Here is a 24,420-nt window from a genome sequence, read left to right as displayed (position 1 = left end):
GAGGCCCTTCCTGGGGTCCGCGCCCCGGGTCGTGGGTGGCGACGGCCGGAGTGTCCTGGCTCCCGGATCGCGGCTCGACCTGGCCTTCCGGCGGGCGCCGTGGCGTGTTCAGGCTCTGCTCCCCGGTGACAGTGGCGGGACCGCGCCGGATTCGCACCGGCTTCCTCCGCATGCCATCGCTGCTTCGGACTCACCCTATATTCGCCTGGTGCCTCCCTCCCAGCGCCGAACGGGCGCAGACGCCTGTCCCGGTGCGCTTGACGTGCACCGCGCGGCCGACGGCGGGCTGGCGCGGGTCCGGGTCCCCGGTGGCCGACTGCGCGCCGAGCAGCTGCACCGGCTGGCGGATCTGGCCGTCGACCTGGGTGATGGCGCCCTGGAGCTGACGTCGCGGGCGAACCTGCAGCTGCGCGGGCTGGCCGAGGGCGCCGAGCTGGACCTGGGCGCGGAACTGGCGGCGATCGGGCTGCTGCCGTCGCGGACCCACGAGAAAGTGCGCAACATCATGGCGTCCCCGTTGGGGCCCGGTGACCTGGTGGCCGAGCTGGACACGGCGGTGTGCGCGGAGAGTGAGCTGGCGGCCCTGCCGGGGCGGTTCCTGTTCGCCCTGGACAGCGGTGCCGGTGACGTGGCGTGGTCGCGCGCGGACCTCGCGGCCCTGCCGGTCGGCGACCGCGCAGCCTTGCTGATCGGCGGCGTCGACCACGGCATCCGGCTGGCGGTTGACCAGGTCGTCCCGGCGATGGTCGCCTGCGCGAAGGCGTTCCTGCGGGTCCGGGACGAGCAGTGGCGGATCGCCGAACTGCCGGACACGAGCGTCATCGTGGCCGCGCTCGTCGACCAGGAAGCCCAAGGTCAGCCGTTCGAGGCGCGCATCCCGGTGACGGTCTCGCCAACTGAGCGGGTGACGCCGGGCACACCACCCACCGGTGGGCCGATCGGACCGGTCGTGTTCGCTGACGGCGGTCTCGGTGTCGGGGCGGCGGTGCCGCTGGGGCGGTTGACGGCGGAGCAGGCGCGGGCGCTCGGCGATGTGGTGATCACGCCGTGGCGGGGTGTCGTCGTGCGCGGTGACCTGCCGGAACTCGGGTTGATCACCGACCCGTCGGCGCCGGGCATCGGGGTGACCTCGTGCGCGGGGCGGCCGCACTGCCACAAGGCGCTGGCCGACGTCCGGGCGGCGGCGCTGGCCGTGTCGGTTCCGGGTCGGGCCGTGCACTGGGCGGGGTGTGGGCGCCGGTGTGGACGCCCCGCGGGAGACGTGCTCGACGTGGTGGCCACAACGGACGGCTACCTCGTCGACGGCCGGGCGATCCCCGGCGAGCGGGTGGCCGAGGCGGTCGCCCAAGGAAGGCAGGACTAACGGTGACCGACTACATCAGGGACGGCGCGGAGATCTACCGCCGCTCGTTCGCGACCATCCGCAGTGAGGCCAACCTGGCCGGGTTACCCGAGGACGTGGCCCGCGTGGTGGTGCGGATGATCCACGCGTGCGGCATGGTCGACCTGGTCGACGACGTCGCCTACTCCCCCGACGTGGTCGCCTCGGCTCGGGCGGCGCTGCTGGCGGGCGCGCCGGTGCTGTGCGACGCGCACATGGTGGCGTCCGGGATCACCCGCAAGCGGCTCCCGGCGGACAACGAGATCGTCTGCACGTTGACCGAGCCCGGTGTGCCCGCGCTGGCCGCGGACCTGGGCAACACGCGCAGTGCGGCGGCGTTGGAGCTGTGGCGGGACCGGTTGGCGGGGTCGGTGGTGGCGATCGGCAACGCGCCGACCGCGTTGTTCCACCTGCTCGACATGATCGACGCGGGCGCGGGTCGCCCGGCCGCGATCCTGGGCCTGCCCGTTGGGTTCATCGGCGCCGCTGAGTCGAAGGACGCTCTAGCCGCGCACGGCGGCGGTATCCCGTACCTGGTTGTTCGCGGTCGACGTGGCGGTAGCGCCATGGCCGTGGCCGCCATCAACGCGATCGCGAGTGAGGCAGAGTGACTGGCACCCTCTATGGCGTCGGGCTCGGCCCCGGCGACCCGGATCTAGTCACGGTCAAGGCGGCTCGACTGATCGGCGCGGCCGACGTGATCGCGTACCACAGCGCTCGGCACGGTAGGTCTATCGCGCGTGGGGTCGCGGAGCCGTACTTGCGCGAGGGGCAGATCGAGGAGCAGTTGGTCTACCCGTTGACGGTAGAGACAACGGACCACCCCGGCGGTTACGCGGGCGCGATGGCGGAGTTCTACGAGCACGCCGCCACCAGGTTGGCCGCCCACTTGGACGCCGGTCGCGACGTCGTCGTCTTGGCCGAGGGCGATCCGCTGTTCTACGGCTCTTACATGCACATGCACAAGCGCTTGAGTGACCGGTATCCAACCGAGGTCGTCCCGGGTATCACCTCAGTTAGCGCTGCCGCTGCGGTCTTGGGTCGACCGCTGGTAGAGGGCGAAGAGGTCCTGACTGTCCTACCGGGAACGCTGCCTGGTGAGGCCCTAGCGGAACACTTGGCACGGACTGACTCGGCGGCGGTGTTGAAGCTGGGTCGCACATTCGGCAAGGTGCGGGACGCGTTCGAGCAGGCAGGCAAGCTAGACCGAGCCCTCTATGTAGAGCGGGCCACGTGGTCCGAGGGCCGGAGCCTCCCATTGTCCGAAGTGGACCCCGAGAGCGTCCCGTACTTCTCCCTGGCACTGCTACCCAGCCCGGTCAACGACGGCGTCAGCTCCACACGACCGGCCACCTCGGCCATCCCGGCTCCGGGCGAGGTCGTCGTGGTCGGCACCGGCCCGGCCGGTCGCCCGTGGTTGACCCCCGAAGCGCAGGAAGCCCTATCCCTGGCCGACGACCTGGTCGGCTACAAGACCTACCTCGCCCGCGTCCCGGTCAACCCGCGCCAACAACGCCACGCCTCCGACAACCAAGTCGAGGCCGAACGCGCCGCTTTTGCCTTGGACCTGGCCAAACGCGGCCGCCGAGTAGCCGTCATCTCCTCCGGCGACCCAGGCGTCTTCGCCATGGCCACCGCGGTCCTGGAAGTCGCCACCGACCCCCAGTGGCAGGACGTCCCGGTCCGCGTCCTCCCCGGCCTCACCGCCGCCCAAGCCGTAGCCAGCCGCGTCGGCGCCCCTCTGGGCCACGACTTCTGCGTGATCTCGTTGTCCGACCGGCTTAAGCCTTGGCAGGTCATCACTGGTCGTCTTGCTGCGGTGGCTGCTGCTGACTTGGTCATCGCGATCTATAACCCGGCTTCGAAGACCCGGACTTGGCAGTTGGCTGAGGCGCGGGATCTTTTGCTGCAGTACCGCAGCCCGGCTACGCCTGTGGTGATCGGGCGGGACGTGGGTGGGCCGGAGGAGTCGGTTCGGGTGGTCCCGTTGGGGGAGCTTGATCCTTCGACGGTGGATATGCGGTGTTTGCTGCTGGTGGGGTCGTCGCAGACGCGGCACCTTCGGAGGGCGGACGGGTCGGATGTGGTGTTCACGCCTCGGACATATCCGGGGTCGCTGGGGTGATGGGTTTGGTGTCCTCAGGGGGCTGGGTGTTCGCAGGGGAGGTTGGGTGTCTACAGGGGCTTTGGCTGTCCACATGGGGTTGAGTTGTCCACAGGGTCAACTTTCAGCCTCTCCTGCCTTGCGTCCCCTTGGGTAGGCTGTGTATTCGGGGGTCTTTGGGGCGGGTTGATCTTGGCGGCCGTGGGCGGCAGTGCGTTGAGCTGGGGGAAGTCCGGGTCTCGGGCCTCCGCTGCGCTGCGGTAGACGGCTCGCCTTCGGCATTGCAGTGAGGCGCGAGTTTCGAGCGAAGCTCGATGGGGTGAACTCATTTTGTGCGGGGCCCCGGGACCACCCTGGGAAGGGCTAAAAGCAGGGGGCCACAGAGCGGCCCTCCCCTGCCCCTGACGACGCTACGGGTGGTCCTCCCCCACACAAAACAAGTCCACCCCATCGAGCCGGCCTGACACCAGCGCCCTCGTGGAGCGCGGGGAGGCCAACGTCGTTTGGCGGGCGTGTCGGGGCCGACGGTGTTGGCGGGTGCTTGGGGGCCAACATCGTGGGGTCTTCGCCAGTCGTGGCGGGAGGGTTGGGACTGGGCGTGGGGACTTGGTGGAGCGTGAGGCAGCAAAGTGGGTGGGGACGTCGCCCGTTGTAAGGGAGCGTGAGGGTTTAGCGGCGGAGTTCTATGAGGGTGGTTAGGTCTGTGTCGGATAGTTCGGTCAGGGCGGTGTCGGTGGGGGTGAGGATTGAGTCGGCCAGGTGGCGTTTGGTGCGGAGGAGCTCGGCGATGCGGTGTTCTACTGTGCCTTCGGCTATGAGGCGGTGGACTTGGACTGGGCGGGTTTGGCCGATGCGGTAGGCGCGGTCGGTGGCTTGGTCTTCTACCGCGGGGTTCCACCAGCGGTCGTAGTGGATGACGTGGTCGGCGCGGGTGAGGTTGAGGCCGGTTCCGGCGGCTTTGAGTGACAGCAGGAACACGCCGAAAGCGCCGGTGGTGAAGTGGTCGACTAGGCGTTCTCGTTGGGGGACGGGGGTTGCGCCGTGCAGGAAGCCGCTGGGGATCTTGCGGTCGTGCAGGTGGCGTTCCAGGAGGCGGGCCATGGAGACGTACTGGGTGAACACCAGGACCGACGAGTCCTCGGCCAGGATCGTGTCGAGCAGTTCGTCAAGCAGGGTGAGTTTGCCGGAGCGCGCGGTCAGTCGGCCGTCGCGTTCACGCAGGTACTGGGCCGGGTGGTTGCAGATCTGCTTCAGCGACGTCAACAGCCGCAGCACGTGGCCGCGGCGCGCCATGCCTTCGGCGCCCCGGATCTCCACCATGGCCGAGCGGACGGCCGCCGTGTACAGACCGGCCTGTTCCCGGGTCAACGGCACCGGGTGGTCAGTCTCCGTCTTCGGTGGCAGTTCGGGCACGATGCCCGGGTCAGATTTGCGGCGCCGCAACAGGAATGGGCGGATCAGGCGAGCGAACACAGCCGCCACCTCAGGATCAGCCGCCACCGGCTCAGCCCATCGGACCCGGAACGACGCACGTGACCCAAGCAGCCCCGGCGTGGTCCAGTCCAGCAACGCCCACAGGTCGGTCAACGTGTTCTCCACAGGAGTACCGGTCAACGCCACCCGAGCCTGACCCGGCACAGTGCGCAAAGCCTTGGCAGTAGCCGAATCCGGGTTCTTCACGTGCTGCGCCTCATCCGCGATGACCAGCCCCCACGACTGCCCGGCCAATCGCGCGGCATCACGGCGCAGCACGGCATAAGTCGTCAGCACAATCCCTTTAGCAGCAAGTGTCCTGGACTGCCCGTGATACCGAGTCACCTGAATCCCCGGCGCGAACCGGGCGATCTCGCGCGCCCAGTTCCCCATCAGCGAAGCCGGGCACACCACCAGTGTAGGCTCCACAGTGGACCGGTGCAGGTGCAGCGCGATCACCGTGATTGTCTTACCCAGCCCCATATCGTCAGCCAGACAAGCCCCGAGCCCCAGTCGGGTCATCCGCGCAAGCCACCGCAACCCGCGCAGCTGGTAGTCCCGCAAGACCCCGACAAGACCGTCCGGCTGCTCGACCACCTCCTCGTCCGGCGCCTCGACCCGGGCGCGCAGCTCGTCGAGCCACCCGGTCGCCACCACTGGCACCTCGCGGCCGTCGACCTCGGTGTTCCCGGTGATCGACGCCGCCAGCGCCTCGGCGACGGTGAGCGGCCGAATCGCACGCGGCGTGACGGCCCCGTCGAGCAGCACCCACTGATCGCGCAGCCGCACCGCCTGGGCGTGGGTGGCCGCGAGCCGCTCGACCTCGGCCCGGGTCAGCGGGGTCCCGTCCAGGACGAGTTCCCACTCGGCCGTGGCCATCCCGTAGGCGGACTCGGTGCGGCCGATGACCGCGCGCCTGCTCAGCTCGGCCACCATGTGCCGGGGCCAGTGCACGTCGACGCCGATGCGGGTCGCGTTGACCAGCAGGTCGCCCACCTCGGCCTCGGTGAGCGCGAGGCGGTCCGGGACGTCCTGGGTGAGGAGCCTGCCCAGCGGCGGCCACCGGCGCGCGGCGCGGTGCAGCGCGTCGGTCAGCGCCGTCCGCGCCGCCTCGTCACCGCGCTCCGCGACCTCGGCCGCGTCCACCACGACACCGGCGGAGTGAACCTGGGGGACGCAGCTCCCGTCCGTGTCCAGTCGCAGTGAGAGCCGCAGGCCCGCGGGCAGGCGCAGCACGTCCTCCGGCGGCGGCCCGGCGATGGCCTCGACGAACATCCGGACCACGGCCAGCGGGTCGCAGGTGGTGACGTGCGCGCCGTCGGGCATCCGGTCGGCCAACTGCGCCAAGCGGTCGCGGTCGTCCTGGACCAGCGCGCCGCGGGCGACCTGCCGCAACGCGACGACGACAACGGCGCCCCAGAACGCGGCGGTGCTGTGGCAGCGGGGGTCTCGGCGGGCCTTGGCGAGCACCGGCACGGCGTCGGCGATCGGCACCCGCACCGCGGCGACCCGGCGGCCCGCCAGCACCAGTTCACCCAGGTCAAGCCCGTCCGGCAGCGCGTCGCCGTGGAAGGCGACCAGGTCGGCCGACTCGACGGTGGCCGCGCAGCGGTCGAGGCCGGGGATCACCGCAGCCAGGCCATGACCTGCTCGACGGTCTCGACCACGGCGACGTCGGGTGGCACCGGCCTGCGCACGACCACCACCGCGGTCCCCGACTCGGCCGCCGCGTCCAGCTTCGCCGCCGTGAGCGGTCCACCACTGTCCTTTGTGACCAGAACGTCGATGCGGTGAGACCGCAACAAGTCCAGCTCACCGTCCACTGTGTACGGACCACGATCCAGCAGAACCTCGGAGCGCGCGGGCATCGGCGGATCCGGCGGGTCGACGCACCGCACGAGGAACCACCGGGATGACCCGGCGAACGCGGCGAGCCCTTGCCTGCCAGTGGTCAGAAAGATCCGCTCCCCCAGACCTTCCGCGACCGCACAGGCCTGGTCCAGCGAATCCACCCAATGCCACCCAGGCCGCGGAGCCCACCCGGGACGGCGCAACATGAGCAGCGGAAGACCAGTGAGCTGAGCAGCGTGCGCGGCGGACGAGCTGATCCGTTCGGCGAACGGGTGCGTGGCGTCCACGACCGCGTCGACCTGTTGCGCCACAAGCCATTCGGCCAACTTCGCCGGTCCACCGAACCCGCCGACCCGCACCTCGCCGACCGGCAACCGGGGGTCGCGGACCCGTCCGGCCAAAGAGGACACCACGGTGTGGTCCTGGCAGGCTTCCAGGGCGGCCGCGAGCGCGCGTGCCTCCCCGGTTCCGCCCAGGACCAGGACCTTCACGGGCGGTCCCGCTCCGCTGAGTAGAGGTGGCTCTCGCAGAACCCGCCGGGGTCGAGCACCCGCCCGACGATGATCACCGCGGTTCTCTTGATCCCGGCGGCGTGCACCTGCGCGGCGATGTCGGACAACGTTCCCCGCAGCACGACCTCGTCCGCCCGGGACGCATAGGCGACCACCGCCGCCGGACATCCCGCGCCGTAGTTGGGGATGAGTTCGGCCACGACCTCGTTGACGCGCTGGACGGCCAAGTGCAGCACCATCGTGGCGCGGGACTGGCCGAGTGTGTCGAGGTCCTCCCCCGGCGGCATCGGTGTCGCCCGAGCTGAGGTCCTGGTCAGCACCACGGTCTGGCCCACCGCGGGCACGGTCAACTCCTGCCGCAAAGACGCTGCGGCAGCGGCGAAAGCGGGCACGCCCGGGGTGACGTCGTAGGGCACGCCCGCGGCGTCGAGCCTGCGCATCTGCTCGGCCATGGCGCTGAAGACCGACGGGTCACCGGAGTGCAGCCGGGCCACGTCGTGCCCGGCGGCGTGCGCGTCGATGAGTTCGGCGACGATCTCGTCCAGGGTGAGGTTCGCGGTGTCCACCTTCCGTGCGCCCGGCGGGCACACGGAGAGCAATTCCTCGGGCACCAGCGCACCGGCGTACAAACACACCGGCGACGACGCGATGATGTCCCGCCCGCGCACGGTGATGAGATCAGCGGCACCCGGCCCGGCACCGATGAAGTGCACCGTCATGCTTGCTCCTTCACGGCGACCCATTGCGTCACGGGCATGGCCTGCCGCCACCCGGTGAACCCGCCCACCGGTGCCGCCCGCCCCACCGACAGCCGGGTCAGCGTCCCACCGACCTCGCCGTGCCAGCGCGCGACGAGCACCTCGGACTCCAGCGTCACGGCGTTGACCACGATCCGCCCGCCCGGCCGGAGCGCGGCCCAGCACGCAGACAGCACGCCCTCGGCCGTCACACCGCCGCCGACGAACACCGCGTCCGGCGGCTCCAGCCCGTCGAGCGCCGCCGGAGCGGCCCCCCGGACCAGGACCAGGCCCGGCACGCCGAGCGCGGAGGCGTTGCGGGCGACCCGGTCGGCCCGGTCGTCGCGCGGCTCCACCGCGATCACCCGGCAGGCCGGGTGGGTCCGCGCCCACTCGATGCCGACGCTGCCCGACCCGGCCCCCACGTCCCACAGCAGCTGACCCGGCTCCGGCGCGAGTGACGACACCGTCACCGCCCTGACCTCGCGCTTGGTGATCTGGCCGTCGTGCTCGTAGACGTCGTCCGGCAAGCCGGGCACGCGCGGCAGCCGCCGGGCGCCCGGGTCGGCGACGCAGTCGACGGCGACGACGTTCAGCGGCGACACCCCGTCGAGATCGGTGCCGATCCGCTCCCCCGGTCCGCCCAGCTCCTGCAACACGGTCACCGCGCTCGCACCGAAGCCCCGGTCGCGCAGCAGTGCGACAACGGCGGCAGGTGTCGAGCCATTGGCGCTGAGCACGAGCACGCGGCGTCCCGGGTGCAGCACGGCGTGCAACCGCTCGACCGGTTTCGCAACGGCGCTGACCACGGCGACCTCTTCGACCGCCCAGCCCAGGCGCGCGCACGCCAGCGACACCGACGACGGGTGCGGCCACACGCGGACCTCGGTGTACCTGCTCAACGTCGTGCCGATGCCGTGGAACATCGGGTCACCGCTGGCCAGCACGCACAGCACGCGGTCGCGGTAGCGGTCGAGCAACCCGGGGATCGCGGGCACCAAGGGCGACGGCCACGCAACGCGTTCGGCCGTGACCTCCTCGGGGAGCAACGCCAGCTGCCGGGCCGCACCGATGACGACCTGCGCGCGGTCGAGCTCGGCCCGAGCGGCGGGCGCCAACCCGACCAGCCCGTCCGCCCCGATCCCGACCACGCTCAGCACGCCGATCCCGCCCACCCGCCCTCGCCCGATCCCGCCCCGTGCCGGTTCTCGACCCACCGGCGGTGGGCACCGGCCAAGACCCTAACCGACCCGAGATCCCCACCACGTGCCTTGGCCACCGCCCCCCGGGTCTGCGACGATGCCAGGCAGTCAACTGAAGAGCTCGACAGCAGGGTGAGCGAGGAAGCCGGTGCGATTCCGGTGCGGTCCCGCCACTGTGACCGGGGAGTTTCGTCCCCTCGCGCGCCACCGGGCGGTACCCGGGAAGGCCGGGGCGACGCGGTGATCCGGGAGCCAGGACACTCGGCCCCGCTGCCCCATCGATCCGGGCGCGGACCCGGAGTGAGGAACGACGTGTCCCGTCCAGCCCTGCCCGGCTACCCGTTCGCCGCGGTCGTCGGCCACGCCGACCTGCGGTTGTCCCTGTTGCTCAACGCGGTGCACCCCGGGATCGGCGGGGTGCTGGTGCGCGGCGAGAAGGGCACCGCCAAGTCGACCGTGGTGCGCGCGCTGGCGGCGCTGCTGCCCGCGGCCGAGGTCATCGCCGGGTGCCGCTTCTCCTGCTCCCCCGCCGCGCCCGACCCCGGGTGCCCGGACGGCCCGCACACCGACCCCGAGTCCGACACCCGCCCGGCGCGGCTGGTGGAGCTCCCGGTCGGCGCCACCGAGGACCGCGTCATCGGCTCGCTGGACCTCGAGCGCGCGCTGACCGAGGGTGTCCGCGCGTACCAGCCGGGGTTGCTGGCGGCGGCGCACCGCGGCGTGCTCTACGTCGACGAGGTCAACCTGCTGCACGACCACCTGGTGGACCTGCTGCTCGACGCCGCCGCGATGGGACGCGCGCACGTGGAGCGCGAGGGCGTGTCGATCTCCCACGCGTCGGCGTTCTTGCTGGTCGGGACGATGAACCCGGAAGAGGGCGAACTGCGGCCGCAGCTGCTGGACCGGTTCGGCCTCACCGTGGAGGTGCGGGCCGCGCGGGACGTGGACACCCGCACCGAGGTGATCCGGCGGCGGCTGGCCTACGAGGCCGACCCGGCCGGGTTCGCCGCCACCTGGTCCACTTCGGACGCGGAGCTGGCCACCAAGATCGTCGCGGCGCGCAAGGCGTTGCCGGAGGTCGTGCTGCCGGACCCGGAGTTGCGCCGGATCGCCGCGGTGTGCGCCGCGTTCGACGTCGACGGCATGCGGGCGGACCTGGTGGTGGCACGCACATCGGTCGCGCACGCCGCGTGGCGGGGCGCGCCCGAGGTCGAGGAGATCGACGTGGAGGTCGCCGCGCGGCTCGCGTTGCCGCACCGGCGCAGGCGCGACCCGTTCGACGAGCCCGGTCTTGACCAAGAGCAGTTGTCGCAGGCCCTGCGGGATGCCGCCGACGAGGCCGACCGGGACCCCGATGACACGCCGGATGGTGGCCCGGACGGCGGCGGCGCGCCAGAGCCGGACGACTCCAGTGGTGAGCCCAGCGGCGAGTCGCCCGGCAAGCAGGACACGGAAGCGCCGCAGGGCGGCGACCGGTCGCAGGCGGCTTCACGGCCGGATGAGGCTTTCCGGGCAAGGGTTCTGCAGATCGATGGCGTCGGCGAGGGCGCGCCCGGCAGGCGGTCGCGGTCACGCGCCAGCGGCGGTCGAGCACTGCGCGCGGCGCAGAACCAAGGCACCGGCATCCACGTGGTGGGCACGCTCACGGCCGCCGCGCCGTTCCAGCACACCCGCGGGCGCAGCGGCCCGGGTTTGGTGGTGCGCTCCGGCGATGTCCGGCGGGCGGTGCGGGAAGGGCGCGAGTCGAACCTCGTGCTGTTCGCTGTGGACGCTTCCGGGTCGATGGCGGCCCGCAAGCGCATGTCGGCCGTCACCGGCGCGGTGATCTCGTTGCTGCGGGACGCTTACCAGCGGCGGGACAAGGTCGGCCTGGTGACCTTCCGCGGCGCCGAGGCCGAGTTGGCGCTGCCGCCGACGTCCTCTGTGGAGGCCGCGGTGGCGCGCCTGCGTGACCTGCGGACCGGCGGCCGGACCCCGTTGGCGGACGGTTTGTTGCGCGCTCGCAAGACGCTGGAGATCGAGCGGATGCGGGACCCGCGCAGGCGCGCGCTTCTGGTGGTCGTGACCGACGGCCGGGCGACGGTGGCGGTGAACCGGGGTGGCCGGTCGTCGCACGACGCGGTCGGGGACGCCGTGCGCGCGGCCGCCGCGATCGCCGCTGATGGAGTGGCCAGCGTGGTCGTCGACTGCGAGAGCGGCCCGGTGCGGCTCGGCCTCGCCGACAAGCTGGCGCTCGCCCTGGGTGCGACCGGGTTGCGCCTGGAGGAACTGTCCGCCGACGCGGTCGCCGGTGTCGTCCGCGCCGCTCGCGCCGCCTGAGGGGAACCGCCATGCCGCAAGGGAAACCGGCCGTCGTCCCGCAGGACGGGCTGACCACCCGGCAGCGCCGCAACCGACCGCTGGTCGTGGTGCACACCGGGGAGATGAAGGGGAAGTCGACCGCCGCGTTCGGCCTCGCGCTGCGCGGGTGGAACCAGGGCTGGTCGATCGGGGTGTTCCAGTTCGTGAAGTCGGCGAAGTGGCGCGTCGGCGAGGAGTCCGCGTTCCTGGCGCTGGGCAAGCTGCACGAGGAGACCGGCGAGGGCGGTCCGGTCGAGTGGCACAAGATGGGCGCGGGCTGGTCCTGGTCGCGCAAGGCGGGCACCGAGGACGACCACGCCGAGGCCGCTCGGGAGGGCTGGGCCGAGATCTCCCGCAGGCTGGCCGAGGAGCGGCACGGGCTGTACGTGCTCGACGAGTTCACCTACCCGCTCAAGTGGGGCTGGATTGACGTCGACGAGGTCGTGGCGACCCTGACCGCGCGCCCGGGCCACCAGCACGTCGTGATCACCGGCCGTGACGCCCCGCAGTCCCTTGTGGACGCGGCGGACCTGGTGACGCACATGACCAAGGTGAAGCACCCGATGGACGCGGGCCACAAGGGCCAGAAGGGGATCGAGTGGTAGCGCGCGTCGTCATCGCCGCTCCCGGCTCCGGGAGCGGCAAGACCACGGTGGCGACCGGCTTGATGGCCGCGCTGCGCGGTCGCGGGCACGTGGTGGCGCCGTTCAAGGTCGGACCGGACTACATCGACCCCGGGTACCACACGCTCGCGGCGGGCCGGGCCGGGCGCAACCTCGACCCCGTCCTCGTTGGCACGCACCGGGTCGGACCGCTGTTCCGGCACGGCGCGGCGGGGGCGGACATCGCGGTCGTCGAGGGCGTGATGGGGTTGTTCGACGGGCGGGTCGGGCAGCACGTCGAGGAGGGTGGCCTCGGGTCGACGGCGCACGTGGCCGGGTTGTTGCGCGCGCCGGTGCTGCTGGTGGTCGACGCGCGCGGGCAGAGCACGAGCCTGGCCGCGCTGCTGCACGGTTTCCGGTCGTTCCGGCCGGGCGTCCGCATCGCCGGGGTGGTGTTGAACCAGGTCGGGTCGGACCGGCACGAGCAGGTGCTGCGCGAGGCGTGCGGCGAGGTCGGACTGCCGGTGATCGGGTCGGTGCGGCGCGCGGCCGAGGTCGACGTCCCGTCCCGGCACCTGGGTTTGGTTCCCGCGGCGGAGCACGGGAGCCACGCGACCCGCGCCGTGGCAGCGATGTCGGCGCTGATCGAGTCCTCGGTGGATCTGGACGCCGTGGTGCGTTTAGCCCGGTCAGCGGAACCGCTCGACGGTCCGCTGTGGTCAGCTCACGACGAGGTGACACCCGTCTCGGGGCGCCCCGTGGTCGCGGTCGCGGGCGGGCCGGCGTTCACCTTCGGCTACGCGGAGCACACCGAACTGCTCAAGGCAGCGGGAGCCGAGGTCGTGGTCGTCGACCCACTGCGCGACGAACGCCTCCCCGCGGGCACGACCGCGCTGGTCCTGCCCGGCGGGTTCCCCGAGGCGCACGCGGAAGCCTTGTCCGGCAACGAACTCCTCCGCCACGAGGTCGCCGCGTTCGCCCAGTCCGGCAGGCCGGTCCACGCCGAGTGCGGTGGCCTGCTCTACCTGGCCAAGCAGCTCGACGGGCACGCCATGTGCGGTGTCCTCGACGCCGACGCCACCATGACCCCGCGGCTGCTGCTCGGCTACCGCGACGCCGTCGCCACGGCCCCCTCGGTGCTGCACCCGGAGGGCGCCCGGGTCACCGGCCACGAGTTCCACCGCACCCGCCTGACCCCGGCGCACACCGACCGTCCCGCGTGGACCTGGCGCGACCACGCGGGTGTCGCGCACGGCGAAGGCTTCAGCACCGGTGCCCTGCACGCCTCGTACCTGCACACCCACCCGGCGGGCAACCCAGACGCCATCGCCCGGTTCGTCCAAGCGGGCGCCTGCTAGGCGGCGACGGGCTCGTCAGCGGGGGCCGCCTTGACCTTGCGCGGCGCCCACGACGCGGCCATCGCGCCGCCGAGTACACCGAGCAGCGACCCGATGAAGAACCCGCCCAGGTTGGTCAACGGGAACGCCGCGACGGACACCAGCACCGCGATCAGGCCCACGACGACCCGGGTCTGCGGGGTGAACCAGAGGCTGACCGCCAGCACCGCCATGATCGAGCCGAGCAGCAGCCCGGACACCCCGGCGATGCCGCTGGCCACCAGCACCTTGATCGGCGCGAGCGGCAACACGAAGATCGGGACGGCGCCGAGCAGCACGAACAGCCCGCCCCAGAACGGGCGGGTGTGCCGCCACGCGGTGAACGAACGCCAGAACCTGCCAACCACGGTGGACCTCCTCCGGACGGGGTGCCCGGCGGCGGCTCGACACCGCCGCCGGGACAGGGGGACTCAGCAGCCCGCGGCGCCGGGGACGACGCTGAGGCTGAGGTTGTCGAGCTTGAAGCTGCCCGCGATCTGCGCCGACAGGGCGTCCGCGCGCAGGTCGGAGATGTTGGCGGTGTTGGCCTGCAGGCCGAAGTCACCCGCGCCCTTGCGCACCTCCGCCGGTCCCTTGGACAGCGCGTTGCTGGCCACGCCGAGGTCCAGACCGGTGAACTCGCCGTCGCCGGTGAGGTTCTTGGCGTCGAGCAGCAGGTTGGACGCCGCCAACTCCTTGGTCGCCGGGTCGTCGTCACCCGCAGTGATCTTGAAGGTCACCTGGCCGACGATCGGGACGTTGGGAATGACGCCCGCGCACAGGCCGCTCAGCTGCGCCGAGCTGAACCCCGCGTAGGCGACGCCCTGGCTGCCCGCGTTGGTGACGGTCCCGGCGAACCCGGTGCCCGCCACGCTCTGCGAGGTCAGCGTGATCGGCACCCCGGACACCGCGAACGACGCCGCGAGCAGGCCCTGGGCCATGGCGGCGGTGATCGCGCCGATCACGCCGATCGCGGGGACGGCGACCAGGGCCGTGCGGCCCCACCGGGTCCGGCCCCGCTTGGCGGTCTTGGCTTCCTCTGTCATTGGACGCGAGCCTCCCTAGGTCGTCCGGCCGGCACCCAGTGCGCCGACCGCCCCTCGGCGCGCCCCACCCGCGGCCGGGCAGCCGCCAGCCGCGTTCGTCGTGAGCGAACGCCCAGGTGGGGGCTGCCGCGCGCCGTGCCGCGGGCGGGGATCGGGTACGCCGTGTTGCGTGGGTGGGCAGATGGTGCCCGGGTGTGCGCCAGCCCACAAGCACCCGTCCGAGCCGCCGGACCGGCCGACCGGGCGCCGTGTGTAACGGCGGGTAACAGATACCATGACACAGGTTAGCGACCACCCGCAATCTGAGTCAGATCGAACACCGACCGTGGCCGATGCCCTACAGAGGCGAGTCGGATTCACCTTCTCCCTCTACGGAGAGTTACCCCTGACCACAGGTAACAGTTACGCAACATCGCAGCATCCTGGTGTTCACCTGGTCCACTCGGCAGGGTTTCGTTACGCCCGACCGGACCAAGCACCGGCGCTGGGGAGGATCAGGTGGACGACGTGCCCGAGGACGCGAGGGTCCGGTCACGGTGGGCGAGGGCGGTGCTGATCACGCTCTGCGTCGCGGTGGCGCTCGTCGCGACGACGGCCGGGCTCGGTTTCGCGCTGTCGATGCGGGTCGAGGGCCGCAGCATGGCACCGACGCTGGCCGATGGCGAGCACGTCCTGACCAACCCGTTCGCGGGCGACTACACCCCCGCGCGGCTCGACGTCGTAGTGCTGTCGCCACCCGGGCGCGAGGCGCCGATGGTCAAGCGGATCATCGGTGTCCCTGGGGACCACGTGCGCGTGACCGACGGCCGCGTCCTGGTCCAACCCGGCGGCACCGGCCCGTGGCTGGAGGTGGTGACCAGCGCGGGTGACGCGTGGGGGCGTCCGCCGCGGGAGTGCTGCGAGTCGACGGGGCGCGGTGGCGTCGACGCCGAGGTGTCTGTCCCAACCGGACAGTACTGGGTCGTCGGCGACAACCCGGCCGTGTCGGAGGATTCACGGGAGTACGGCTGGGTTCCCGCCGACCGGATCAAGGCCCGGCTGTGGACGCGGCTCTGGCCACCAGCGGCGATCGGCGACACCCCGGAACTCCGGCCTGCCTAGGAATGGCTCCGGCCCCGCCCTCCATAGTGGAGGGCGGGGCCGGAGAGCACGCGATCAAGCGACGCGGGTGCGGGTCAGCCCCCGGTGCAGCAACGCGGCGAAGGTGATGCCGATGCCCGACCACAGCACCGCGGAGGTGCCCAGCGAGGCGATCCGGAACTCCCACAGCAGTGAGCCGGGGAAGCCGTCGGGCACCTCCTGGAACGTGGGCAGCAGCTTGGCGATCACGGTCACCACGACCGCGTAGCCGACACCACCGACCACAGTGGACCACCAGCCGCCGATCCTGGGCGCCAGCGCCCTGGCGGTGGCGACGGCGGACACCAGCAGCGCCAGCGAGATGGCGACCATCCCGAAGAACAGGCCGGTGCGGTCGCCGATGGTGTCGGGGTTGCCCACGGCGGGCGGGTTGGCCGGGTAGGTCAGGAACGGCACCAGCACCACGGCCAGGTAGCCCAAGCCGGCCACCGCGAGCGAGGTCGCCCGCGGGCTCAGCGAGCCCACGCGCCCGTAGGCGAACGCGAAGGCGAGGCTGAACAGGCCGCCGAGGCCCAGGCCGTACGCGACCGCGCCGATGCCCAGGCCGCCGGTGGACTGGAAGGCGCGCGAGACGACCTCTTCCTCCTCCTCGGCCGGTGCGCCGTGGTCGTGCGCGTCCCCGGTGGCGTGCTCCTCGCCGTGCGAGTGACCGCCGGAGCCCGCCTCCTCGATGGCGATGGAGCGCTCCACCGAGGGCTCGCCGAACGCGGAGGCGAACCCGAACGCGAGCAGCCCGCCGACCAGGCCCGCGAGCAGGCCCCAGACGAGCAGTGAGCGGACGGAGAGGGTGGCCGCCACCGGCGGCGCGTCGGTCTCGGTGTCGGTCAGTGGCACGGGAAGCCCAGCAGGTGGCGCGCGTCGTGGACCAGCTCGTGGACCGTGGTCCCCTCGAAGACCGCGAGGGCGCCCTGCTCGGCGCCGACGAAGTAGAGGGCGATCAGCGAGATGATCCCGGCGAACACCGCGTACGGCAGGATCTGCCGCACCGGGATGGCGGGGACGGGCAGGGCGGTGGGGATGGCAGCGGCTAGCGCCATGGGGAACCTCCTCGGGGCTTCACGCGGCCCGACGGGTGGAGCGGTCGACGGCGAAGGGTCTGACTGCCGGGTCCCGTAGGGCGGTGGTCCCCGGTCACAGTGGCGCGGCCGTGCCGGAGTCCCACCGGCTTCCTTCTACCATCATGGTCGATTCGGCAACGTAGGTCAGCGCGCGACGCGGTGTCAACGCGGTCCATGATCGACTCGGTGTTCTGGTGGGTGGGATATGTCATCGCTGCGGGTGGTGCTGGTCTGCCACGGCGCGACCAGGGCGACGAGGTCCGCCGGGTTCCCGCTCGACGAACCGTTGCTGCCCACCGCGATCACCGGCGCGGGCCCCGGGTTCGGGCACGTCGACAGCGCCCTGAGGGGGCCGACGTTGCGCTGCTTGCAGACCGCTGAGGCACTAGGGCTCGACGCCGAGCCGGACGAGCGGCTGCGCGACCTCGACCACGGCGACTGGAGCGGCCGGGCGCTCGACGAGGTCGCCGCCGCGGACCCGGCGGGCATGGCGCGCTGGCTCACCGACCCGGAGTCGGCCCCGCACGGCGGCGAGTCGCTCGCCGAGCTCGCCAGGCGGGTCGGCGGCTGGCTCGACGACCGCTCCCCCGGCGCGGCGCGCACCGTCGCGGTGACCCACCCGGCGGTCGTGCGGGCGGCCATCGGGCACGCGCTCGGCGCGGGTCCCGCGGCGTTCTGGCGGGTCGACGTGGCGCCGCTGTCGCGCACCACGCTGCGTGGTGGACCCGGTCGCTGGACGCTGCGCTGGATTGTCCGGGGCACCGGCTGAGGATCGGCGCGGGAGTCGGACTCGTCCCATTTCCGCAATGCGCTGACGCGATAACGGGAAATGGTGACGGCCGCAATCGCCTGCGCCATTTGGGCCGAACAGGCCATCAGCCGCGCGTATCGGCGGTGACCGAGCGGCACCGCGGGGTGCGGCGTCCGGGGGGCGCTGCCTCCTTTCCGGGCGCGCGGCCGACACCTCGGGTCGCCATTCGGCTACCCGGGGTGAGCGCCGCCATAAGGCCACCAACCGCGCCGCCGCGGCGAGAGGCGGCAACATCGCTGGTCAATTCGGGGGCATCGCCCGTACAGCCTTGCGCCGTGCCGCAATGTCGTGGACGCTCAACGCACCGATCACACCCGCGGATTTCCCCGGCGCGCCGCCGCGCGGGCGCCACCGGGTTCGTGGTCGGTCGCACACGGGACGGGACGGGCGCGCGGAGAGAGCGGTGACTGCCGTGGTGGAGGCTGGCGCGGGCCCCTCGGGCGGCCCGGACAGGGCCACGCCCGGGTCCGCAGGCACCCCTGCCCGGCAGGCCCCCGGCGCCCGCGCGGCCGCCGTGGTGACCGCCGCGCACCGGGACAACCTCTTCCGCGGCCTCGTCGACCGCGCCGCCGCCGCGGAGGTCTCCCAGGAGCGGATGCGGCACCTGCTCGACGCGGTGCTGTCGGTGGCCAGCGACCTGTCGCTGCCGGACGTGCTGCGCCGCATCGTCACCGCGGGCTGCGAACTGGCCGGTGCCCGCTACGGGGCGCTTGGCGTGCTCGGGCAAGACGGCCACCTGGTGGAGTTCACCCACACCGGGATGGCCGAGCGCACCGAGACCGAGATCGGGTCGCCGCCGGTCGGCAAGGGCGTGCTGGGGCTGGTGATCAAGCACCCGGAGCCGCTGCGGGTGCCTGACCTGGCGCAGCACCCGGACGCCGCCGGGTTCCCGGCCAACCACCCGCCGATGACCTCGTTCCTCGGGGTGCCGATCCGGGTGCGCGGCGAGGTGTTCGGCAACCTCTACCTCACCGAGAAGGTCGACGGCCGGGCGTTCACCCAGGAGGACGAGGACGTCGTGGTGGCGCTGGCCGCCGCGGCCGGGATGGCGGTGGAGAACGCCCGCCACTTCGACCGCAGCCACCGGCGGGAGCGCTGGTTGCGGGCGACCACCGAGGTCACCGCGGTGCTGCGGACCAGCCTGTGCGAGTCGGCCGGGATGGACCTGCTCGCCAGCCGGGCCAGGGAGACCGCGGGCGCGGTGCTGGCCTTCGTCGCGGTGCCCGCCGGACCGGAGTACCTGCGGATGAGCGCGGTCGACGGCGTGCTGGCCGACGAGCTGACCGGCGAGTGTGTGTCCACACTGGACAGCATCACCGGCGACGTGTTCGTGACCGGGCGGGCCAGGGTGCTCACCGAGGTCGCCAAGGCGACGCTGACCCGGTCGCCGACGACGTTCCAGCAGCTGCCGGACCGGATCAGCGAGCTGGGGCCCGCGGTGTTCGTGCCGCTGAGCGCCGGGGCGCGGCCGTGCGGGGTGCTGATGATCGCCCGCGAGCAGGGCGCGCCCCGCTTCGACGAGGACGACCTGCGGATGGTCACCGACTACGCCACGCACGCCGCGCTGGCCATCGACTTCGCCGACGCGCAGCAGGACCGGCAGCGGCTGGCGCTCTACGAGGAGCGCGACCGCATCGCCCGCGACCTGCACGACCTGGTGATCCAGCGGCTGTTCGCGATCGGCCTTGGGTTGCAGGGGCTCAAGCGGGCACCGGCGATCCCGGACGCGCCGGAGCGGCTGACCGGGTTCGTCGCCGAGATCGACCAGACCATCCGGGAGATCCGGCGCAGCATCTTCTCGTTGCAGCAGCCCACCGGTGGCCCCTACAGCCTGCGCGGCGAGGTGCTGCGGGCGATCTCCGAGGCGACGGTGACCCTCGGCTTCGAGCCGACGGTGCGGCTGGAGGGCCCGCTGGACTCGGTGGTGCCCGCCGATGTCGCGCTCGACCTGATGGCGACGTTGCGCGAGGCGCTGTCGAACGTCGTCCGGCACGCGGGGGCGGGCAGCGTCGCGCTGACGGTCTCCGTCGACCGGCACGCGCGCAGGCTGCGGTTGCTGGTGCAGGACGACGGGTCCGGGTTGCCCGCCGACATCGCCCACCGCGGCGGGTTGGCGAACATGGTGCAGCGCGCCCGCCGGTGGGACGGGGACTGCGTGATCGACTCGCCCGGGGTGGGCGGGACCAGGGTCGACTGGGACGTGCCGCTGGCCAGGCACGCCGAGAGCCAGGAGGGGCGTGGATGAGCATTTCCGTGTTCGTGCTCGACGACCACGAGGTGGTCCGGCGGGGGCTGCGGCAACTGCTCGAGGTCGAGCCGGACATCGAGGTGGTCGGCGAGGCGGCGACCGCGGCCCAGGCCCTGGCCAGGATCCCGGCGGTCCGCCCCAGGGTCGCCATCCTCGACGTCCGCCTCCCCGACGGCGAGGGCGTCTCGGTCTGCCGCGAGGTCCGCTCCGTCGTCGACCCGCCCCCCGCCTGCCTCATGCTCACCTCGTTCTCCGACGACGAGGCCCTCTTCGGCGCGATCATGGCGGGCGCCGCGGGCTACATGCTCAAACAGGTCAGCGGCGACGACCTCGTCTCCGCCGTCCGCACCCTCGCGGGCGGCGGCTCACTCCTGGACGCGGGCGTGACCGCCACCGTCCTCGACCGCCTCCGCGCGGGCCGCGTCGAAGACCCCCGCTACGCCACGCTGAGCCCGCAGGAACGCAAGATCCTCGACCTGATCGCCGAGGGCATGACCAACCGCCAGATCGCCGGAGCCCTGTACCTGGCCGAGAAAACGGTGAAGAACTACGTCTCCACCCTCCTGCACAAACTCGGCTTCGACCGCCGAACCGAGGCAGCGGTCTACGCCACCCGCCTCCAGCGCGGCATCGCTCCCGACCGGAGTTGACCGCCGATATTTCCGTCTTCTGGGTGACAGAAGTTATCCACATGTGGATCTCTGCGGGGGTTGGTTCAAGATCGACTGTCGGGGGGTGCCGGTAGACTGGCCCAGGGACGCCCCCCGGAGAGGGTGGGGGCCGGGCTGGGGTGGGACCGCGCGCGGGCGCGAAGCGGAGCGTTGGGGCTGGGTGGCTCGATAGCGCTAAGCGGGGCGGTAGGGCGAGGCTGGCGCGCGGGGGCAAAGCGGGGCGGTAGGGCTGACGCGCTCGGTAGCGCTATGTGGGGGCGGTGGCGCGGTAGACCAAGTGCGCGAAACGGGAGCGGTGCACGAAGTTGGCCAGGTTGAGCGTTGGCGCGGCGGGCCTGGGGCGCGAAGCTAAGCCAAAGCACGGTGGGCAGGTTCGCGAAGCGAGGCCATAGCGCGGTGGGCCATACGCGAACCGGTGGGCGATACAGGGCCGTCGCGCCGAAAGGCTCGAAGCTGGGGCAGTGGCGCGCGATGGTGCGGCGGCGGTGGGGCGGGCTAGAGCGAAGCGGGCCAGTCATCGGGATCCTGAGCGACGGCCGGTTCATGCCACGGGGACTAGCGCTTGGTCGGCACTGTCCGGCGGCTCGGTGGTGTGGCGCTGCGGGGCCTGGGCGAGTGATCGCGCCGAGGGGACGGTTCGGGGTGCCTGGCGGAGGGTGTTGTCAGGGCTTGGGGGCGGGGATCACGGGGGTTGGGTGTGCCTGACTGGGGCGGCGTGTCTTGGGGGTGGGGGACCTGGTGGGAGGTAACGTCGCTGGGGGTTAGGTCTATACCGCAGGCAGAAGACGGGGACGCGGCCGGGGGTGTCCACCGAACACCGGAAGGGGGCGCCCCGTGCCGAACACGCTCGTGCCGTTGCCCACGCCGCCCCCCGCTGGTCGCGCCCCCGAGGTGTGCCTGGTCGCGGGGGACGCGGCCGCGGCGGTGAAGTTGGCGCCGTTGGCCTCGGCGATGCGGGCGCGCAAGCAGGTGCGGCCGGTGCTGCTGGCGTGCGGTGATGACGCGCGGGCGGCGACGGAAGTGCTGTCCGGCTTCGGTTTGGCGACCGACGTGCTGGTCGAGTTGGTCCGCGACGGCCAGGGCACGCCGCAGGTCGCCGCGCAGTTGCTCACCGGGCTCGACCACGCGTTCGCGGACCGGCCGCCCGCCGCCGTCGTGGTCCAGGGCGACTCGGCGACCGCGTTCAGCGCCGCCATGGCCGCGTTCTGGCGACGCGTACCGGTCGTGCACTTGGACGCCGGAGTGCGCTCGTTTGACCTAACGGCGCCGTTTCCGCAAGAGGGCCACCGGCGGTTGATCGCGCAGGTGTCGTCGTTGCACCTCACGGCGACCCCGGACGCGGCGGCCAATCTCGCGCAGGAGTGCCACGGTGGCCCCAAGGTCGTCACCGTCGGCAGCACGGCCGTGGACGCCGGGTTCGACGCGCTGGACCGGTACGTGCGCCACCAGGACGCCCGCGTGCAGGCGGTGGAGAACGCCGTCGTGGCCGGGGAGGTGCGGCTCGGGCTGGTGGTGCTCGACGCCGCGCGGTGGCCGGACGAGACGGCGGCGTCGGTGCTGCACGGGATCGCGGACCTGGTGCTGGCCTGCCCGGACCTGGAGGTGGTGCTACCCATCGCGCGCGGGCACCTCCGGCACCTCGCTTACGACATGCTGGGCAGGCTGGTCCGCGTGACGATCACCGACCCGCTCCCCCAGCCGGAACTCGTCTGCCTGCTCTCCGTCGCCGCCGCCGTCGTCACGGACACCTCGACGCCCGCCGAACAAGCCCCCAGCTTCGGCGTCCCCGCCCTCCTCCTCGGCGGCGAACCCGGCACGTGGACCGAACCCCAGGCCGTCGGCCACCCGTGGACCGCCGGTGGCGACCGCGCCGTGATCGCCCGCATCACCGAGAAACTCGTCCTCACCCACGTCGAGCGCCTCACCGCCTCCCCCACCGACAACCCCTTCGGCGACGGCTTCGCCGCCATCCGCTGCGAACAAGCCGTCCAATGGCTCCTAGGCCTCCGCGACCGCCCCACCGAGTTCACCCCCCGCTGACACCCCCGCGCAAACCCTTGCTTTCAGCAGGCTCCCCGTTCTAACTTCCTCTTCCCCACCCAACCAAGCCCCACAACGCAGCCCCTCCAAGGCCCTGGTCCCCCACGCCCCAGCCCGCGGATCGCCCCGGCCCTACCCGACCACAGCAACTCCGGCATGCCTCGCGACCGACAGCAGTGTCACCGCCCCAGCCACTCCACCATCGCCGCCCATCACACCGCTCCACACCTCGCCCGCCCTCCCGAAACCCCCACCCCACCAACCAGAACACCACCCCACCCAGACCGAACAGCACCGACCCCACCGCCAGCCCCAAGCAGCCCCGCGCAGGTGAACAACCCCCACCCCGACACCCGCCGCAAACCGCCTCGCGCGCGCGAAAGCTCCGAGCCCGGCCCCCACCCTCTCCGGGGGGCGTCCCTGGGCCAGTCTACCGGGACCCCCCGACAGTTGATCTTGAAACGACCCCTGCGGAGATCCACATGTGGACAACTTCTGTCGCCCGCGGTAGTGGCGATTTTCCCACGGTGGAAGGGAAGTGGCAGGTGGACGACGAAGAGGGAGACACGATTGGGGTACTGGCGGGTGGGTCAAACAAAGTCATCCGAGGGGCGATCTTGGGTCCGCAGGACCGGCGCGACCGAGCAGGACTTGAGAGGGGGGTCGATGGGGCAGCCGCAGGTGGGTCGGTGGTGGACGGTGGCGTTCGGGGTGGCCACGGCGGCGACGTTCGTCGGGTGGTACGGGCCGTTGCAGGTGTTGTTGGCCAAGCAGGCCGAGGTGGCGGGTGGGGCGGGGAAGGAGACCGTGCTGGCCGTGGTGGCGGCGGTCGGGGCGGCGTGTTCGATGGTGGCCAACCCGGTGTGGGGGGCGTTGTCGGACCGGTCGGGGCGGCGGTTGCCGTGGATCATCGGCGGCGCGGTCGGCGGGGCGGGTGGGCTCGTCCTGCTCGGGACGGCGACCTCCACGGTGGGCATGATCATCGGTTGGGCGGTGGTGCAGATCGCCTTGAACGCGCCGTTCGCCGCGTTGAGCGCGGTGATCCCGGACCAGGTGCCCACCGACCGCCGAGGTCGGATCGGCGGGTGGTTCGGCCTGGCGCAGACACTGGGGATCATCGCCGGGACAGGTCTCTCGCTCAGCGGCGGAACAGTCCTCAGTGGATATATCGCGTGCGCCGCGGCGGTCGTCATCGGCTCAATCCCGTTCACCGTCATAGCGAACGAGCACGTCCCCAGTAGACAGTCCACAAAGGTCAAAATGACGCCGGACTTCCGATGGGCGTGGGCCACCCGGTTCCTCATCAACCTGGGCAACGCGATCGCCCTGCTCTACCTCCTGTACTACCTCAAGGACGAGGTCCGCCTCCCCGACCCCGACAGCGGCGTGTTCCTGCTGACCGCGATGTACGCCGCCGCCCTGCTCAGCACCGTGGTGGCGGGCGGGGTCCTGTCCGACCGGGGCGGCAGGCGGCGGGTGTTCGTCTGCGCCGCCGGGCTGATCATGGCGGCCGCCGCCGTGCTGCTGGCGGCGTGGCCCACCTGGACCGGAGCGGTCACGGCGGCCGTCGTGCTCGGGGTCGGGTTCGGCGCCTACACCTCGGTCGACTTCGCGTTGGTGACCGAGGTGTTGCCGACAGCGGCCGACCGGGGGAAGGATCTCGGGGTGATCAACGTGGCGAACGCGCTGCCGCAGGTGCTGGCACCAGTGGCCGCCGCCCCGCTCGTTGCGCTCGGCGGGTACCCGATGCTGTACGCCGTCGCCGCGGTGGTCGGCGTTGCGGGTTCAGTGCTGGTGTTCCAGATCAAGACAGTCCGCTGAGGAGGAC

At 72.2% G+C, this 24,420-nt stretch carries 20 protein-coding genes and 2 riboswitches; of the genes, 12 read left to right on the top strand and 8 right to left on the bottom strand.

Annotation, left to right across the window (positions count from 1 at the left end):
• Window positions 1-49 precede the first annotated feature (49 nt).
• Window positions 50-166, bottom strand: a riboswitch (cobalamin riboswitch).
• A gap of 42 nt (window positions 167-208) precedes the next feature.
• The 3 genes from LV79_RS23390 to LV79_RS23380 are packed head-to-tail and all read left to right on the top strand — an operon-like array spanning window position 209 to window position 3,506.
• Complete coding sequence (locus LV79_RS23390; protein WP_253840309.1) at window positions 209-1,363, top strand: ferredoxin-like domain-containing protein; 1,155 nt, start codon at window positions 209-211, stop codon at window positions 1,361-1,363.
• A 2-nt stretch (window positions 1,364-1,365) separates the two neighbouring features.
• Window positions 1,366-1,992 carry a precorrin-8X methylmutase gene (locus LV79_RS23385; protein WP_253840308.1) on the top strand — a complete coding sequence of 209 codons (627 nt, stop codon included), beginning with the start codon at window positions 1,366-1,368 and terminating at the stop codon, window positions 1,990-1,992.
• The gene (locus tag LV79_RS23380; protein ID WP_253840307.1) at window positions 1,989-3,506 is read left to right on the top strand and encodes a precorrin-2 C(20)-methyltransferase; all 1,518 of its coding nucleotides are present in this window, start codon (window positions 1,989-1,991) and stop codon (window positions 3,504-3,506) included. Before LV79_RS23385 ends, LV79_RS23380 begins: the two co-directional genes overlap by 4 nt.
• Window positions 3,507-4,154: 648 nt before the next feature.
• Here LV79_RS23380 and LV79_RS23375 read toward each other — a convergent pair.
• The 4 genes from LV79_RS23375 to cbiE are packed head-to-tail and all read right to left on the bottom strand — an operon-like array spanning window position 4,155 to window position 9,233.
• Window positions 4,155-6,587: a DEAD/DEAH box helicase gene (locus tag LV79_RS23375; protein ID WP_253840306.1), complete on the bottom strand. Its 2,433-nt coding sequence runs from the start codon at window positions 6,585-6,587 to the stop codon at window positions 4,155-4,157.
• A complete protein-coding gene (locus LV79_RS23370) occupies window positions 6,584-7,300 on the bottom strand; it encodes a cobalt-precorrin-6A reductase (RefSeq protein ID WP_253840305.1) in 717 nt (238 codons plus the stop codon). The genes LV79_RS23375 and LV79_RS23370 overlap by 4 nt, the downstream gene beginning before the upstream one ends.
• The gene (gene cobM, locus LV79_RS23365) at window positions 7,297-8,040 is read right to left on the bottom strand and encodes a precorrin-4 C(11)-methyltransferase (protein WP_253840304.1); all 744 of its coding nucleotides are present in this window, start codon (window positions 8,038-8,040) and stop codon (window positions 7,297-7,299) included. The genes LV79_RS23370 and cobM overlap by 4 nt, the downstream gene beginning before the upstream one ends.
• Window positions 8,037-9,233 carry a precorrin-6y C5,15-methyltransferase (decarboxylating) subunit CbiE gene (gene cbiE, locus LV79_RS23360; RefSeq protein ID WP_253840303.1) on the bottom strand — a complete coding sequence of 399 codons (1,197 nt, stop codon included), beginning with the start codon at window positions 9,231-9,233 and terminating at the stop codon, window positions 8,037-8,039. The genes cobM and cbiE overlap by 4 nt, the downstream gene beginning before the upstream one ends.
• A 140-nt stretch (window positions 9,234-9,373) precedes the next feature.
• Window positions 9,374-9,544: riboswitch (cobalamin riboswitch) on the top strand.
• Between the two features lie 28 nt (window positions 9,545-9,572).
• On the opposite strand from cbiE, the gene LV79_RS23355 reads away from it, so the two are divergent.
• From LV79_RS23355 to LV79_RS23345, 3 genes are read left to right on the top strand one after another with little or no spacing between them, the layout of a single operon-like run.
• Window positions 9,573-11,579: a putative cobaltochelatase gene (locus tag LV79_RS23355; protein ID WP_253840302.1), complete on the top strand. Its 2,007-nt coding sequence runs from the start codon at window positions 9,573-9,575 to the stop codon at window positions 11,577-11,579.
• 11 nt (window positions 11,580-11,590) lie between these two features.
• Window positions 11,591-12,205, top strand: coding sequence for a cob(I)yrinic acid a,c-diamide adenosyltransferase (gene cobO, locus LV79_RS23350; RefSeq protein WP_253840301.1), 615 nt, complete (start codon window positions 11,591-11,593; stop codon window positions 12,203-12,205).
• A complete protein-coding gene (locus tag LV79_RS23345) occupies window positions 12,199-13,560 on the top strand; it encodes a cobyrinic acid a,c-diamide synthase CobB (RefSeq protein WP_253840300.1) in 1,362 nt (453 codons plus the stop codon). Before cobO ends, LV79_RS23345 begins: the two co-directional genes overlap by 7 nt.
• Here the strand turns inward: LV79_RS23345 and LV79_RS23340 are convergent.
• Together LV79_RS23340 and LV79_RS23335 are read right to left on the bottom strand one after the other, a co-directional pair.
• On the bottom strand, window positions 13,557-13,946 hold the full coding sequence (locus LV79_RS23340) for a DUF6114 domain-containing protein (protein ID WP_253840299.1): 390 nt from the start codon (window positions 13,944-13,946) through the stop codon (window positions 13,557-13,559). The two genes, LV79_RS23345 and LV79_RS23340, sit on opposite strands and share 4 nt — an antisense overlap.
• A gap of 63 nt (window positions 13,947-14,009) precedes the next feature.
• A complete protein-coding gene (locus tag LV79_RS23335; RefSeq protein WP_253840298.1) occupies window positions 14,010-14,624 on the bottom strand; it encodes a DUF6230 family protein in 615 nt (204 codons plus the stop codon).
• A gap of 498 nt (window positions 14,625-15,122) precedes the next feature.
• Here LV79_RS23335 and lepB point away from each other — a divergent pair, with 498 nt between their 5' ends.
• The gene (lepB, locus tag LV79_RS23330) at window positions 15,123-15,725 is read left to right on the top strand and encodes a signal peptidase I (protein WP_253840297.1); all 603 of its coding nucleotides are present in this window, start codon (window positions 15,123-15,125) and stop codon (window positions 15,723-15,725) included.
• Window positions 15,726-15,779: 54 nt separating this feature from the next.
• Here the strand turns inward: lepB and LV79_RS23325 are convergent, their stop codons facing one another.
• Together LV79_RS23325 and LV79_RS23320 are read right to left on the bottom strand one after the other, a co-directional pair.
• Window positions 15,780-16,598, bottom strand: coding sequence for a CbtA family protein (locus LV79_RS23325; RefSeq protein ID WP_308208960.1), 819 nt, complete (start codon window positions 16,596-16,598; stop codon window positions 15,780-15,782).
• Window positions 16,589-16,801 (bottom strand): CbtB domain-containing protein, encoded by a 213-nt coding sequence (locus LV79_RS23320; RefSeq protein ID WP_253840296.1) that lies wholly within the window; start codon window positions 16,799-16,801, stop codon window positions 16,589-16,591. Before LV79_RS23320 ends, LV79_RS23325 begins: the two co-directional genes overlap by 10 nt.
• Before the next feature lie 226 nt (window positions 16,802-17,027).
• On the opposite strand from LV79_RS23320, the gene LV79_RS23315 reads away from it, so the two are divergent.
• The 5 genes from LV79_RS23315 to LV79_RS23295 all read left to right on the top strand — a co-directional run bounded on the left by LV79_RS23315 (window position 17,028) and on the right by LV79_RS23295 (window position 24,413).
• On the top strand, window positions 17,028-17,591 hold the full coding sequence (locus LV79_RS23315) for a histidine phosphatase family protein (RefSeq protein ID WP_253840295.1): 564 nt from the start codon (window positions 17,028-17,030) through the stop codon (window positions 17,589-17,591).
• A gap of 445 nt (window positions 17,592-18,036) precedes the next feature.
• Window positions 18,037-19,878 carry a sensor histidine kinase gene (locus LV79_RS23310; RefSeq protein WP_253840294.1) on the top strand — a complete coding sequence of 614 codons (1,842 nt, stop codon included), beginning with the start codon at window positions 18,037-18,039 and terminating at the stop codon, window positions 19,876-19,878.
• Window positions 19,875-20,531, top strand: a complete 657-nt coding sequence (locus LV79_RS23305; protein WP_253840293.1) for a response regulator — start codon at window positions 19,875-19,877, stop codon at window positions 20,529-20,531. The genes LV79_RS23310 and LV79_RS23305 overlap by 4 nt, the downstream gene beginning before the upstream one ends.
• Window positions 20,532-21,386: 855 nt before the next feature.
• Window positions 21,387-22,592: a UDP-N-acetylglucosamine 2-epimerase gene (locus LV79_RS23300; RefSeq protein ID WP_253840292.1), complete on the top strand. Its 1,206-nt coding sequence runs from the start codon at window positions 21,387-21,389 to the stop codon at window positions 22,590-22,592.
• A gap of 666 nt (window positions 22,593-23,258) precedes the next feature.
• A complete protein-coding gene (locus tag LV79_RS23295) occupies window positions 23,259-24,413 on the top strand; it encodes an MFS transporter (protein ID WP_253840291.1) in 1,155 nt (384 codons plus the stop codon).
• Window positions 24,414-24,420 lie beyond the last annotated feature (7 nt).

This window comes from Actinokineospora globicatena (assembly GCF_024171945.1).
GTDB classification, from domain to species: Bacteria; Actinomycetota; Actinomycetes; order Mycobacteriales; family Pseudonocardiaceae; genus Actinokineospora; species Actinokineospora globicatena.
This window is presented reverse-complemented; position numbering and strand designations above follow the sequence as displayed.